Origin of the sequence: Burkholderia sp. IDO3 (assembly GCF_003366075.1) — a bacterium.
Classification (GTDB): Bacteria; Pseudomonadota; Gammaproteobacteria; order Burkholderiales; family Burkholderiaceae; genus Burkholderia; species Burkholderia anthina.
In genome coordinates, this window is record NZ_CP028963.1 from 1447169 (window position 1) to 1460988 (window position 13820).

Annotated in this window: 13 protein-coding genes, 1 pseudogene and 3 riboswitches; of the genes and pseudogenes, 10 read left to right on the plus strand and 4 right to left on the minus strand. The window is 61.1% G+C overall.

What is annotated here, in order from left to right:
- Positions 1-166: 166 nt before the first annotated feature.
- The 4 genes from DCN14_RS21365 to DCN14_RS38065 are packed head-to-tail and all read right to left on the minus strand — an operon-like array spanning position 167 to position 3480.
- Positions 167-1171, minus strand: coding sequence for an SDR family NAD(P)-dependent oxidoreductase (locus DCN14_RS21365; protein ID WP_096502635.1), 1005 nt, complete (start codon positions 1169-1171; stop codon positions 167-169).
- A 39-nt stretch (positions 1172-1210) separates the two neighbouring features.
- Positions 1211-2164 carry an alpha/beta hydrolase gene (locus tag DCN14_RS21370; RefSeq protein ID WP_096502633.1) on the minus strand — a complete coding sequence of 318 codons (954 nt, stop codon included), beginning with the start codon at positions 2162-2164 and terminating at the stop codon, positions 1211-1213.
- 11 nt (positions 2165-2175) lie between these two features.
- Positions 2176-3243, minus strand: coding sequence for an aldo/keto reductase (locus DCN14_RS21375; RefSeq protein WP_096502631.1), 1068 nt, complete (start codon positions 3241-3243; stop codon positions 2176-2178).
- A gap of 27 nt (positions 3244-3270) precedes the next feature.
- Positions 3271-3480 carry a hypothetical protein gene (locus DCN14_RS38065; RefSeq protein WP_143331656.1) on the minus strand — a complete coding sequence of 70 codons (210 nt, stop codon included), beginning with the start codon at positions 3478-3480 and terminating at the stop codon, positions 3271-3273.
- An 81-nt stretch (positions 3481-3561) separates the two neighbouring features.
- Between DCN14_RS38065 and DCN14_RS21380 the strand changes: the two genes are divergently transcribed.
- From DCN14_RS21380 to DCN14_RS21425, 10 genes and pseudogenes are all read left to right on the plus strand, one after another.
- A complete protein-coding gene (locus tag DCN14_RS21380) occupies positions 3562-4542 on the plus strand; it encodes an AraC family transcriptional regulator (protein ID WP_203368143.1) in 981 nt (326 codons plus the stop codon).
- 252 nt (positions 4543-4794) lie between these two features.
- Positions 4795-5099 (plus strand): annotated as a pseudogene (locus DCN14_RS21385) (integrase core domain-containing protein); the annotation flags it as partial.
- Between the two features lie 98 nt (positions 5100-5197).
- Positions 5198-5266, plus strand: a riboswitch (Fluoride riboswitch).
- 191 nt (positions 5267-5457) lie between these two features.
- Complete coding sequence (eno, locus tag DCN14_RS21390) at positions 5458-6792, plus strand: phosphopyruvate hydratase (protein WP_096502629.1); 1335 nt, start codon at positions 5458-5460, stop codon at positions 6790-6792.
- A 128-nt stretch (positions 6793-6920) separates the two neighbouring features.
- The gene (locus tag DCN14_RS21395; RefSeq protein WP_143331655.1) at positions 6921-7349 is read left to right on the plus strand and encodes a hypothetical protein; all 429 of its coding nucleotides are present in this window, start codon (positions 6921-6923) and stop codon (positions 7347-7349) included.
- A 31-nt stretch (positions 7350-7380) separates the two neighbouring features.
- Positions 7381-7446, plus strand: a riboswitch (Fluoride riboswitch).
- A gap of 200 nt (positions 7447-7646) precedes the next feature.
- On the plus strand, positions 7647-7967 hold the full coding sequence (locus DCN14_RS21400) for a DUF190 domain-containing protein (RefSeq protein WP_096502625.1): 321 nt from the start codon (positions 7647-7649) through the stop codon (positions 7965-7967).
- 10 nt (positions 7968-7977) lie between these two features.
- Positions 7978-8526, plus strand: coding sequence for an inorganic diphosphatase (gene ppa, locus DCN14_RS21405; RefSeq protein ID WP_096502623.1), 549 nt, complete (start codon positions 7978-7980; stop codon positions 8524-8526).
- Positions 8527-8580: 54 nt separating this feature from the next.
- Complete coding sequence (eno, locus tag DCN14_RS21410; protein WP_096502621.1) at positions 8581-9885, plus strand: phosphopyruvate hydratase; 1305 nt, start codon at positions 8581-8583, stop codon at positions 9883-9885.
- Between the two features lie 33 nt (positions 9886-9918).
- Positions 9919-10473, plus strand: a complete 555-nt coding sequence (locus tag DCN14_RS21415; RefSeq protein ID WP_096502619.1) for an NUDIX hydrolase — start codon at positions 9919-9921, stop codon at positions 10471-10473.
- 37 nt (positions 10474-10510) lie between these two features.
- Positions 10511-10575, plus strand: a riboswitch (Fluoride riboswitch).
- A 148-nt stretch (positions 10576-10723) separates the two neighbouring features.
- Positions 10724-12259 carry a DNA mismatch repair protein MutS gene (locus tag DCN14_RS21420; protein ID WP_096502617.1) on the plus strand — a complete coding sequence of 512 codons (1536 nt, stop codon included), beginning with the start codon at positions 10724-10726 and terminating at the stop codon, positions 12257-12259.
- On the plus strand, positions 12256-13803 hold the full coding sequence (locus DCN14_RS21425; protein WP_096502615.1) for a DNA mismatch repair protein MutS: 1548 nt from the start codon (positions 12256-12258) through the stop codon (positions 13801-13803). Before DCN14_RS21420 ends, DCN14_RS21425 begins: the two co-directional genes overlap by 4 nt.
- Positions 13804-13820: the final 17 nt, after the last annotated feature.

Here is a 13820-nt window from a genome sequence, read left to right on the forward strand (position 1 = left end):
GATTAGATTGATTTTCGGAATAAACAGCATAGGCCGCCACGATTCGTCCTCCTGGCGGCTACGGGTTCTCTTCGCTGTAGTCGAATAGGCGTCGCGCTTTCATCTCTATTTCTCCGTGAATAGCGAGGTAGAGAGGTAGCACGACGCCATCACATCGCGCCTGGCTTTAGAGGGAGATATTTGCGATTTCTTCGCTTCTGCGCCAAAGCTCCTCGGCCGCGTCCGGGTCAACCGCATAGGCTTCGACGCCGGTGCCGCGATTGGCACGATCTTCAGTCAGATCGCGGGAACCGCCCGCCGGCAGTACGGGAGTGATATCGGAATCGGCGCAGAACACTCCGCCTTTGCCGTCGAGTTGCGGACTGACCGCGCACCAGACGTGGGTAGCCGCCCCTTGGGGCACCGATTTCAGGTCACGGGCAAGATCAATGATCGGCCTGCCGTTCTCATCGACGAACCCGGTCTTTTTCAGCATTTCCACCCCGACATGCGTGCCGAGATTCGTTCCCGCGATCCCGCCTGGATGGAGTGCGAACGCACGAATACCATCCTCCTTGCCTCGCCGGTCGAGGCCAACCGCGAAGAGAATGTTGGCCGTCTTTGACTGACCATAGGCCTTGAAAGCATCATAGTCACGACGCTCGAAATTGATGTCGTCAAAAACGACTGGCGAGAAGCGGTGTCCGGCGGACGAGACCGATACAACGCGCGCGCCGCCGGCCCGCTTGAGCGCGGGCCAGAGTCGCAGAGCCAGCCTAAAATGGCCGAGATGGTTGGTGGAAAACTGTAGCTCGTTGCCTTGCGCATCGCGTTTCAGCTCGGGCAGCGCCATGATGCCGGCGTTATTGATGAGCATATGAAGCGGCAGGCCTGTTTCGACGAAGTCGCGTGAGAAGTCGTCGATCGAGCGGGGATCGGTGAGATCCATCGACTGAACCTCTATGCCGCCGCCTACTTCGGCGATGGCTTTGCGTGCCCGCTCGATATCGCGTGCCGGAACGATGACTCGCGCGCCCGCCGAGGCGAGCGTGCGCGCAGCTTCAAGTCCGAGGCCCGAGTAGCCCCCCGTGACGATTGCCACCTTGCCGACAAGATTGATACCCCTAATGATGTCGGTGGTCGTGGACGCGCGGCTAAAACCTGAACCGATTGGTGCTTGGACTGTGCTCATTTCTATATCTCCTTTTCCTAAATCAGAGTGAGTTCGTGGTCATTTGATATTCAACTGTCTGTTGTTTTCATCTAAAAAGCCAAGTAGTGCGGCATTCGTTTGCTCCGCGGCCTCAAGTTGAGGCCAGTGACCAACGTTCGGCAGCTCGATAAATCCTCGTAGATCTGTAAGGACATGCCGCAGAACTTCTGGCGTAACGGGGTGTAGCTCGTTCAGGCCGTCCGCGTCGCCAACCAGAAAGAAAGATGGAATCTGAATCCTGCAGCCGGCGAAAGCCGGCGTCATACTGAGATAGGACTCAAGCGCACGGTAGTAGTTGAGTGGGCGGTGAAAGCCGTTACGCTCAAATTGACCGACCATGACGGTGAAATCGGCAGAATCAACGAAGCTCGGCAATCTGGATGGTGCTGGCCGAAGCAAGCCGCGGTTGATATCCATCGGATGCCAACGTCCTTCTTTCGGAGCCTCCGCAGACGTCCAGTAGAAGGCTGCTGGAAGCGTTTTTTTTGCATTAGTCCACTCGTTGTCGGCTTCCGGACGCATCTGCTGAAACATGTAGAAATCGCGCTGTCCATTTTTCCGCAAGTCGGCCAGAAAGTTTTCACCTCCAAATTCAAACGGCGGCACACTCATACCAAAGACAGCGCTGAATCGGTCGGGTCTTATCAGGGCTGCGGTCCACGCCGCGACTGCACCGAAATCATGGCCAACGAGTGTCGCCGTTTCGCAATTCAACGCGTCCAGAACGGCGACAAGGTCGCCTACGATATGAAACGCCGTATATTCGGATGCATCGTCTGGCCCAGAGCTTTCACCATACCCCCGGGTATCCAATGCGATCGCGCGATAGCCGGCATTAGAGACGGCATCCATTTGGCGACGCCAGCTACGCCATGTGTCAGGAAACCCGTGACAGAACAGCACTGCGGGACCCTCACCACACTCGACAACATGCAGCGATACGCCATGTGTGACGATATGGTGGTGCTTCATGTTTCCTCCTGTCAGTCACAGAGCCGAGGAAATAACGGCACGGTTCGGCCATCAACCGTCATGCCGGGGAAGGCCAGCATCGGCGCCAAGGTTTCGTTGTTCTCGGCCGGAAAATTTAGCTTCGGTTTAGAAACGGCACTGAGCTTGCCAAGCTGCTCGGCAGACAGGGTTACTTCGAGGGAATCGAGATTGGCTTTGAGCTGATCGAGTCGCCTGGCGCCAATCAGCGTGGACGTAACGCCGGCCTGAGCACGAACCCAGGCCAGCGCCACGGATGCGGGGCTGATGCCGAGTTCCGACGCAACTTCCACGACTGCTTCGATTACGTCGTAGTCTGTCTCGCTCGGAACACCGACCATGCTGGTGCGCGTGGTATCGACTTTGCCTTTGCCACCGCGTCGGAATTTCCCGCTGAGGAAGCCGCTCTTGAGCGGCGACCAAGGCATAACGCCCATCCCCATCGCCTGTGCCAGCGGAAATAATTCGCCCTCGCTCGTCCGCTCCAGCAGCGAATATTCGAGTTGGAGCGCGATGATCGGCGCCCATCCTCGGAACAGGGCAATCGTCTGCGCCTCGGCCGTTTTCCAGGCAGGGATGTCGGAAAAACCGACATAGCGAATCTTGCCGGCGGTGACGAGATCATCGAGGCCGCGCAGCGTTTCCTCGATCGGTGCCGTCCGATCCCAGTTGTGCAGCCAATAGATGTCGATGTAGTCGGTCTGGAGTCGGCTCAACGAGGCTTCGCATTGCTGGATGAGCGCCTTGCGGCCGGCTCCGCCGCCGTTCGGATCGCCGGGAAACAGATTGCAGTAGAACTTCGTGCTGAGCACGAGTTCGTCTCGTCGGACCTGTTTCTGTTTGAGATAGTCGCCGACAATCCGTTCCGAATGGCCGAAGGTGTAGACGTTGGCCGTGTCCACGAAGTTTCCACCGCGGCTTCGATACTCATCGAACATGGCGAACGATTCTTCGGGACTTGCCCCCCAGCCGAAATCTTCACCAAACGTCATGGTGCCTAGGCAATAAGGGCTAACGCGCAACCCGGAACGCCCGAGCGTGACATAGTGATTGAGAGGCATGGATTTTTCCTTTCCGGGTTGGAAAATTCAGTGGATGCGAGTGCTAGTGAGCTGTTCGCTTAGTTGTCTTACCTTGGCGCCGACCGATCGAAATTCCTTGGCGGTTTCAAGGCTTCCCCTCGAATAGCTTCCGGTCACGATGGCGCATGTGCCAGTAATGTCGATACCGCGAATGGCCTCCGCGGCGGTGGAAGTGACGCCGATGCCTGCGCTGACGGAGGATTGGAGGGGAGGCATGCAGGATCTCCAAAGACGAATTGCTTCTACGCATGGTAGGCTGTCAGCAATGTACGAAGAAGACGCGTCCGTTCAATTTTTATGCGCGAGAGTTCAATTTTGTTAGCTGACCCTCTATCAGATCTGCTGGATTTCCTTCAAGTACGGTGCGACTTGTCTGGGCGGGTTGTCGCTGGCGGCACTTGGGCACGCCGCTTCGCCAATCTGGACGCGATCAAATTCTGTGCAGTCACAGAGGGGAGTTGCTGGTATTCGATTGATGGCATGTCCGAACCGGCCGAAGTGGACACGGGCGATGTCTTGATTACCAACGGCACGCGTACTCTGACGCTGGCTAGCGCCGCTCCCCTGATTCATGGAGCGACGACCACGCCCATCGTTCGAGATAGCGACGATCAGTTTCAGCTTGGGCAAGGCTGCGATTTCTCCATGCTGGGCGGCACGGTACAAATCGATGCTGATCGTCAACCGTTACTCTTGAATGGCTTGCCGCCACTCATTCATGTGCGCGGAACCACGGACGAAGCCGAGCCGCTTTCTTGGTTGCTTAAACAACTGGTGATGGAAATGAAAGGCGGCCACCCCGGCAGAGCAATCGTAATAGCAGGGCTAACGCAACTATTATTCATTCAGACATTGCGAGTCTATTTGGCTCATGCGTCGATCGGTGATGGTGGCTGGCTGAAAGGCTTTGGCGACCAACGGTTAGCCATTGTTCTTAGCAGCATTCATAGCGAACCGTCCCGTAACTGGGGCCTAGAGGAACTTGCAAAAAAGGCCGGGATGTCGAGAACATCACTTGCAGTTCGATTCCGCGAAATAATGGGGGTTCCGCCTCTCGCTTATTTGACCCAATGGCGAATGTATCTGGCGAGGCGCGAACTTCGAGCGGGCGCTTCGATTTCCGAGGCTGCGGCGACAGTCGGGTATTCTTCCGAAAGTGCCTTCAGCAGCGCGTTCAAGCGCGTGATGGCTGTTGCGCCGGGCCGGTACAGGCGAGCCACGCAAGGAGAAGACGAGGTGCCGCAAGCTAATAGCAAGGCAGACACGCTTAAATTTTAAAAGATTCGGCGATCATTGACAAAGAGGGGGCGGAGCCGAACATCTAACCAAATCATCCGTTATTCATTACATTAACTAGGTAGGCTTACGCTGGCAGTTTGAAATAATCATGCTATCCATTGCGGTCGATGTCGATAGGATCACTTGGACCTTCAGGCCGGTATTCTCTATTAAACGGAAAATGGATTAATTTCATGGGACAACTTACGACACAGGCATCACCAGGGCTTCGCGAATGGGAGTCAGTCGTGCGTTATGGTGCATTCGGATCAGGGCAGTCAGTCCACCAGCGATGACTGGCAGTCATTCCTGAGGGCTCACCATATGGTGCCGAGCATGGGTCGTCGCGGCCATTGCCACGATAACGCCGTTGCCGAAAGCTTCTTCAGCGCGTTGAAGAAGGAGCGAATCAAGCGGCGTATCTACCCGAACAGGGCTACTGCCGCCCGGGACGTATCGATTACATCGAGATGTTCTACAACTCGATTCGCCGGCATGGTTCCGCCGGTGACCTGTCACCTGTGGAGTTGCGGCGCTACGCGCTAAACGGCTCGTGAGTGTCTATGTAATTCTGGCCGGTCCAGTTAGCCGCCGAGGCAGGATGTTAATAGGGTGTCGGGTAGCGGCTCTTCGACGACTGGATTCCATGCTAGACTTCCCGAACGGAGATGGCATTCCTCCCACCCAACCGCCGCGCAAGCCGGCTAATGATGCCTACGTGATCCTGGGTTCAGGGCGTCGTGGGCTCCTTCGAGCGTTCTGCTCCCCAGGTTTGAATCGTTTTCGGATCTGGGTCATGGCATCTTCTTTCAGCATCGACGTTTCCGCGCGCCGCCTGCCGAAGTACAGGCGTCGCGGCGGTACGGTCGATACTGGCCATGCGTCCGTTGGTCCGGCTGACGGAGCACCTCTCACATGGAAGTCCAAGTCTCTATCGCTCATGTAACGGCCGACGAGGTGCTTGATTCGCGCGGCAACCCCACTGTAGAGGCAACGGTGATTCTAAGCGACGGATCTCGTGCCAGCGCGACGGTGCCTTCCGGCGCGTCGACGGGGCAGGCCGAGGCGCGGGAGTTACGCGATTGCGATACATCGCGATATGGTGGAAGAGGCGTTCAACAGGTTGTGCGGAACGTCTGCGGACCGGTCGCGAACGTATTGCGCGGCATCGTCGCCGACGATCAGTGGCGCATTGACGCCATGCTGGCGGGGCTGGACGGAACGGAGTTCAAATCGAACCTCGGTGCGAATACGCTATTGGGCGTGTCGATCGCGTGCGCCAGAGTGGCGGCAAAGTCCTGCGGGCTCCCGCTTTTCCGCTATCTCGGGGGCGAGAGCGCGCATGTCTTGCCGGTACCCATGCTCAATATCCTGAACGGCGGCCTGCATGCCCGCGGCGGCCCGGATATCCAGGAGTTCATGATCGTACCGCTCGGCGCTCCGACAGTCAGGGAGGCGTTGCGGGCGGCGGTCGAGACTTACCATGCGTTGCGTGCAGTCCTGACCGACTGGAACGCGTCGACCAACTTGGGCGACGAAGGCGGTTACGTGCCCCGGCTTGCGTCCAACGAGTTCGCGCTGGACGCGATCACGACGGCGATCGAACGAGCGGGATACAAGCCGGGATACGACATCGCCCTGGCGCTCGATTTCGCTGCAAGTTCGCTTCGTCGCGATGGCGTATATCACTTGCCGCTCGACGGCCTCGCGCTCACGTCGGCCGACATGATCGACTACTGCAGCCGACTATTGGACCGCTATCCGATCGTCTCGATCGAAGATCCGTTGGCCGACGATGACTGGCACGGCTATCAGGCCTTGACGGCTCGCCTGGGTCATCGTGTTCAAATCGTCGGAGACGACCTGTTCGTCAGCAATCGTGCCTTTCTGTTGCGCGGCATGCGGGAGCACTGTTGCAACGGTGTGTTGATCAAACCCAACCAGGTCGGGACGATCACCGAGACGCTGGACACCGCGAGGATGGCGATCATGTCCGGATACGCAACGCCCGTTTCACATCGTTCGGGTGAAACCGAAGACACGAGCATTGCGGACCTGGCAGTTGCATTGAATTGCGGGCAGATCAAGGCTGGGGCGCCTGCCCGCGGCGAGCGCGTGGCGAAGTACAACCGGTTGCTGGAGATCGAACGAATGCTGGGGTCCCGTGCCGCTTATAGGGGAAAGGATGCGTTTCCGCGCTGGCGCGATGGCAGGCAGCGGGAGGCCGATGGTGTCGCGGATCTCGCCTGAGTTGCCGGCCGGCGTGCCGGAAGGGTCGGCCGCTGCCGGCATGGCGGGCGGTGAATCGATGCCGGGCGCCGTGCCGAGGCGGGAAACGCGGCGAACGTAACGTTGTCCGTAATGTGATGCCGACAGCCATGGACTCGATTTCAACCAGTGTGGCGCGAGCGGTTGCGTCTCATGTGCTTTATCTCGACGACTTGCTCGAACGAATCGCTACCCTTTGCAACGCGCCGAACGGCACGCGGCAGTACCCGCTTTATCGCGAGGATGTGTCGTGCGGGAGGCTGGAGTCGGCGCTTGCCGATGTCCGTCGATGCCGGGAGCTTGTCCATGAGTTCGACAGGCGTTGGAACGTCGGCCCGCACGAGCGCGAGGTGACGCTGTCGAAAGCCCTGATCGTCGAGTTGCAATTCCTCGATATCGCGCTGGACGAGATGGCCCCGGAGCGCCTCGCCGGATATGGACCGGTGACGGGAGATTGGCGAGGCGATTACGTTCGGCTGGTCGCGGACTGCAAGGCGGTTGTGGCCGGCATGCAAAGCGGCCTGCTGATGCGTGCGTGACTGGTCGAATCGATATCGTGCATGCTAGACTGCCCGGAACGGAGATGGCATTCCTCCGAAACCGCCGGTATCTCCGGCTGATGATGCCTACGGATTCCTGGTGCGGGAAGCCGTGGGTTCATTCTCCCAAGCGTCCTGCTGCCCGGATTTGAAATACGTTCGAATCTGCGGTTTTCATGCTTCATTCCTTACCTCAAGATCGAACGGCGTTGTCATCGCGTGCGTCGTGGCGTTCCCGCGTCGGGAAGCCGGTGCACGGATCGACGCCGTCGTCGCATTCGTTAAACGGGAGCATCCATGAAAGGCAGTCAGCTGACGGTATATGCGGCCAACCAGAGTCACCGGTACGAACACAAGACGATCGTCGAGTGGTTGCTTGACGAGACCGAGGCAGCCGGTATCCATGGCGCGACGGTGACGGAAGTCAGCGAGAGCGTCGATGCGCACGGCCGATATCATGCGGCGCGCTTTTTCGAACTGGTCGACCAGCCGATCGCGGTGACCGTCGCTGCCGAGGACGACAAGATCGATGCGCTGCTCGGGAGCCTGCGGAAATCGGGCGTTCGCCTGTTCTATACCCGCTGCCCGGTCGAATACGGCGTACTGGGCGACCAGTGAGGAGAATGCCATGGACTTCAACCTGATTCCCGCCGGAGCGGAGCCGCCGAAGGAAGTCAATGCGGTCATCGAGATTCCGGCACAGAGCTCGCCGGTGAAATACGAAGCGGACAAGCAGCTGGGGTTGCTGCGCGTCGACCGGATCATGAGCGCCGGGCTCCGGTATCCGCAGAACTACGGCTTCATTCCGCAAACGCTCGCGCGCGACGGCGACCCGCTCGACATCATCGTGATCGCGCCGTTCGAACTGGATCGGCTGGCGCTGGTCGCGTGCCGGCCGGTGGGGCTGCTCGACATGACCGACCAGGCGGGCCCGGACGAGAAGGTGATCGCGGTGCCGATCGACAGCGTGTGCCCGGCGACGTCGCATATCCGCACGCTCGAGGACGTCGGCACGTACCTGCTGAATCAGCTTCAGTTCTTCTTCGAACACTACAAGCTGCTCGAGCCCGGGAAGTGGGTGAAGTTCGAGGGATGGGGCGGCGTGGCGGAGGCCGAGCGCGCGATCGACGCGGCGATTCGCGCCTACGCCGCCGGCCATGACCGGCAGCATGTCTGAGCACGGGCTCGCGGGTCGCTTTCGCTCGCGGGCTCATCGATCGAGGGAGTCGTCATGACGGAATCAGTCCGAATCGCGGCGGTTGTCGCCGATGAAATCCTGGATTCACGCGGCAATCCGACGATCGCCGTTCGCGTCACGCTGACCGATGGCAGTGTCGGGGAAACGGCCGTGCCGTCCGGCGCATCGACGGGGGCGTACGAGGCGGTCGAGTTGCGCGACGGAGACCCGCAGCGGTATGGCGGGAAAGGCGTGCTCCGTGCGGTGCATCACGTCAATGCGTCGATCGCGCCGGCGCTCGCCGGCCACGACGCGTTCGCACAGCAGGACATCGATCGCACGCTGATCGAACTGGACGGGACGGCGTTCAAGAGCCGTCTCGGCGCCAATGCGGTGCTCGGCGCTTCGCTTGCATGCGCGCGGGCCGCCGCCGCGGCACGGAATATCCCGCTGTTCGAGTATCTGGGCGGCCCGCAGGCCAGCGTGTTGCCGGTACCGATGTTCAACGTGCTGAACGGCGGAAAGCACGCAGCGGACGGACCCGATATCCAGGAGTTCAAGCTCGTGCCGTTCGGGGCGCCGTCGTTTCGCGAGGCGCTGCGTTACGGCGTCGAGACCTATCACGCGCTGCGGGAGGTGCTCGCCGAAATGGGCGTGTCGACGAACGTCGGCGACGAGGGCGGATTCGCGCCGCGCCTGCCGTCCAACGCGGCCGCGATGGACGCGATCATGGTTGCGATCGAGCGTGCCGGATATCGGCCGGGCGAGCAGATCGCGATCGGGCTGGACCCGGCGGCGACGTCGTTCCACGTCGACGGCCGCTACGTGCTCGCCCGCGACGGCCTGAGCCTGTCGAGCGACGAGATGACCGCCTATTGGGAATCCTGGCTGAGCGCTTACCCGATCGTCTCGCTGGAAGACCCGCTGGCCGACAGCGACTGGGCGGGTTTCGCATCGTTGACTGCCAGGCTGGGTTCCGACGTCCAGATCGTCGGCGACGACATCTTCGTCACCAACGTCGAGTTCCTGCAGCGGGGCATCGACGAAGGATGCTGCAACAGCATCCTGATCAAGCCCAATCAGGTCGGGACGATCAGCGAGACACTGGCGACCGCGAGGCTGGCCTCGTCGGCCGGCTATACGTGCCTCGTGTCGCACCGGTCGGGCGAGACGCTCGACACGAGCATTGCCGATCTCGCGGTGGCGCTCGACTGCGGACAGATCAAGTCCGGTGCGCCGGCGCGCGGCGAGCGCGTGGCGAAATACAACCGTCTGCTGCAGATCGAGAAGGCGCTCGGATCGAAGGCGCGGTTCGCAGGCAAGCACGCCTTTCCTCGCGCGATCAAGTGGCAGTGCTGATCGTCTGACGCTCCGGAATCGGAAAACGATGCGATGTATTGCGTGAAATGCGGGCAGTCGACGAGCCGCCGGACGCCGGACGGCGACAGTCGCGAGCGCGATGTCTGCGACGGGTGCGGGTTCATTCATTACGAAAACCCGCGCAGCGTCGTCGGCACCGTGCCGCTGCTGGGCGAGCGCATCATTCTGTGCCGCCGGGCCATCGCCCCGCGGCGCGGCTACTGGACGCTGCCCGCCGGCTTTCTCGAGACCGGCGAGACGACCGAGGAGGGCGCGGCGCGCGAGACGCGCGAGGAAGCCGGCGTGGACGTGCAGGTCGGCGAGTTGTTTTCGGTCGTGAACGTCGTCCATGTCCACCACGTGTATCTGTTTTATCTCGGCATTGCACAATCGCATCGGCTGGTGCCGGGTATCGAGAGTCTCGACGCGCGGATCGTATCGGCATCCGAAGTACCGTGGGACGAGATCGCTTTCCCGGCCGTGACGTATACGCTGAAACGATTCTTCGCGGATCGGGATGCCGGCTGCATCGCGTCCGGTCGATTCAGGGTTCATTCGACCAGCCTGTCGACGTCGTTCGTCGACTGACGCATCGACTTGCCACGCAGGAGCCACCGGCCTAGACTTGAACCCAGGAGATGGCATTCCTCCCGACAACCGCCCTTCGGGGCTAATGATGCCTACAGGCCTGGGAACGGGCACTGTGGGCGGGCGCACGGATCACGCGCGCCTTACCTGTGTCTGGCCACGCTGGTGGCGCTTCCCGGTTCGTTATCCAGTCGCAATGCGTTCGCGCGGGGTTCGCCGCGCTCGCGAACGACGAGCGGAAGGGGCGACCATGGCTTTTCACAGCATCCTCTTCGAGACCCCCGAGGATGGACCGCCGCCGGTCCAGCCGGGCGAACCGGAATTCTTTCAAGACCTGAACCTGAATCAGTTCGTCAAGGACGCGACGACAGGATTCGAGGAGTACGATCTCGGGCCGTTCTTTTGCGTCGAACTGCATCGGGAGAGCGCGGTCGCCTATCGTCAGGCGGTCATGCGCGATCTCGACGACGACGACGTACTGCTCTGCGTCCAGGCATTCGCTGCCGCCATGCGCAAGGTGCGTGCGTGCGTCGGCGAAGCGGAGCGGCTCTACTACGTCCGACAGAAGCAGTGGTGGTTTCATGCGGCGACCGCCGTCTATTGCCAGGCCGTGAAGGTGTTTGCCGCAGGGCTGCTGGACGGGCGTCCGCGCTCGGGCGGGTTGACCGCCTTCAGCGCGTGGCTGGCCGACTACGTCGCATCCGACGCGTTCGCGATGCTCGAGCTGGATATCGATGCCGTTCGCACGGCGCTGGAATCGGTCCGCTACTGCTACCGTGTTCACGGCAACGCCGTCACCGTGTTCAACTTCGACGGCGAGAGCGACTACGGCGCCTATATTCTCGAGATCTTCGATCGATTCAAACAGGGCGCCGTCAAGGATCACAGCGTCGAATTCCGCGATTGGCCCGAGATGAATCATGTCGAGGCGCAGGTGCTGGACTGCGTCGCGGAACTGCAACCCGATCCGTTCGCGCGCTTGACCGCATTCCGGACACGCCACGAACACTTTCTCGACGAGACGATCGCGGCATTCGACCGGGAGATCGAGTTCTATCTCGCATTCCGCCGGTATATGCAGCCGTGCCGCGATGCGGGCCTGCCGTTCAGCTATCCGTCGGTATCCGCGACCAGCAAGACGATTCGCTGCGAGAGCACGTATGACATCGTGCTGGCGCACAAGCTCAGTGCCGACAAGATCGGCGTCGTCTGCAACGACCTCCGGCTCGACGGGCCGGAGCGTATCTTCGTCGTGTCCGGGCCGAACAACGGCGGCAAGACGACGTTCGCGCGGACGTTCGGGCAGTTGCACTATCTCGCGAAGCTGGGGCTTCCCGTGCCCGGCAAGCAAGCGCAGTTGTTTCTGTGCGATCGGATCTTCACGCATTTCGAGCGCGAGGAGAATACGCTGGACCTGCGCGGCAAGCTTCAGGACGACCTGATGCGCATCCATGCCATTCTCGCGAAAGCGACGTCGAAGAGCATCGTGCTGGTCAACGAGATCTTCAGTTCGACCACGCTGTCGGATTCGCTGTTCCTGTGCCGTCGAATCATCGGCGAGCTGATCGAGCGCGACAGCCTTGGCGTGTGCGTGACCTTCATCGAGGAGCTGGCGCGGCTCGGGCCGCAGACGGTCAGCATGGTCAGCGAGATCAGCGCGAACAATCCGTCGGCCCGCACGTTCCGGGTCCGGCGCCGGCCGGCCGACGGCCGCGCCTATGCCGTGTCGGTCGCCGAGCAATACGGACTCACCTACGAGCGCATCAAGGAGCGGCTTGCATCATGAAAGCACACCTGCTCAACGCATCGAACGACTTCCGGTGGGATCGGGAAACGTTCTGGAACGAAGAGACGCTGGTTCAGGATCTCGAACTCGACACGCTGTACCGCGCGATGGCGGCCGGCGACGAATATGTCTACGGCGTCGTCAGGAAGGTGCTGCCGGTCAGCCTCGTCGACCTCGACGAAGTCCTGTACCGGCAGGCGGTGCTGGGCGATTGCATCGAGCACGAGGAGGTCGTGCGCGCACTGTACGACCTGGCGGTCGAAGCGATCGAGCTCGAACGCAAGAACTTCTACTGGGGGCTTTCCGGCTCGGCCAGCAGCGTGTTGCATGGCGCGCGGAACATCGTCCAGGCGTATCTCGGCGTGCTCGGCCAGCTGCGGCGCATGGCAGACAGCCAGACCGGGCAATTCCGGTCCGAAGGATTCCGGCAATTCTTCTCGACCGTCCGCGACGCGCTGACCGACGATTACTTCGTCACGATCGCGCGTTGCCTGAAGGCGCTGAAATTCAACGATGGCGCGCTGATCAGCGCGCGGCCGGGGAAAGGCAACAAGGGGGAGCGCTATGTCCTGCGCAAGCCGCACGAGAAGGAATCGAACCTCGTCAGGCGATGGCTGGCCCCGCGCCCGCCGTCCCGCACGTTCCGCATCGCCGATCGGGACGAGAACGGCGCGCGTGCGCTGACCGATCTCGAAGCGCGGGGGATCAATCACGTGGCGAACGCCCTCGCGCAGTCGGCGGACCATATCAAGAGCTTCTTCCTGATGCTGCGCGCCGAGCTGGCGTTCTATCTCGGCTGCGTGAACCTGCGTACCGAACTGGTTCGTCGCGAAATCCCGATCTGCATGCCCGTTCCGCATACCGTCGGCGAACGCCGGCACCGGTTCGTTCAACTGCATGACGCCAGTCTGGCGCTGCGCATGGATCGACCGCCGGTCGCCAACGATGTCGACGCCAACGGGCGCGACCTGATCGTCGTCACGGGTGCGAATCAGGGCGGCAAATCGACGTTCCTCCGCAGCCTGGGCATCGCGCAGATCCTGTTGCAGGCCGGTGCGTTCGTCGCCGCGGATGCGTTCGAGGCGAATCTCGCATCGATGATCGTGACGCACTACAAGCGGGAGGAAGATGCGTCGATGCGCGGCGGCAAGTTCGACGAGGAGCTGCGCCGCATGAGCGTCGCCGTCGATCATCTGGCCGCGCATGCGATCTTCCTGTCGAACGAATCGTTTGCATCGACGAACGAGCGGGAGGGATCGGACATCGGGCGGCAGATCGTCGATGCGCTGCTGGAAAGCCGCGTAAAGATCGCGCTCGTCACGCATCTCTTTACGCTCGCCAGGGGACTGCACGACACCGAGACGGCCCCGGCGACGTTCCTGCGGGCCGAGCGCAGGGACGACGGCACGCGCACGTTCAGGCTGACCGAAGGCGAGCCGCTGCAAACGAGCTTCGGACAGGATCTGTATCGCCAGATTTTCGTCGAGCCTTCCGCCACCGTCGAGGAGCGCGCTTCGCAGTCGGAAACACCTTCGAGCGCATGACGTGACGTGACGCGCGC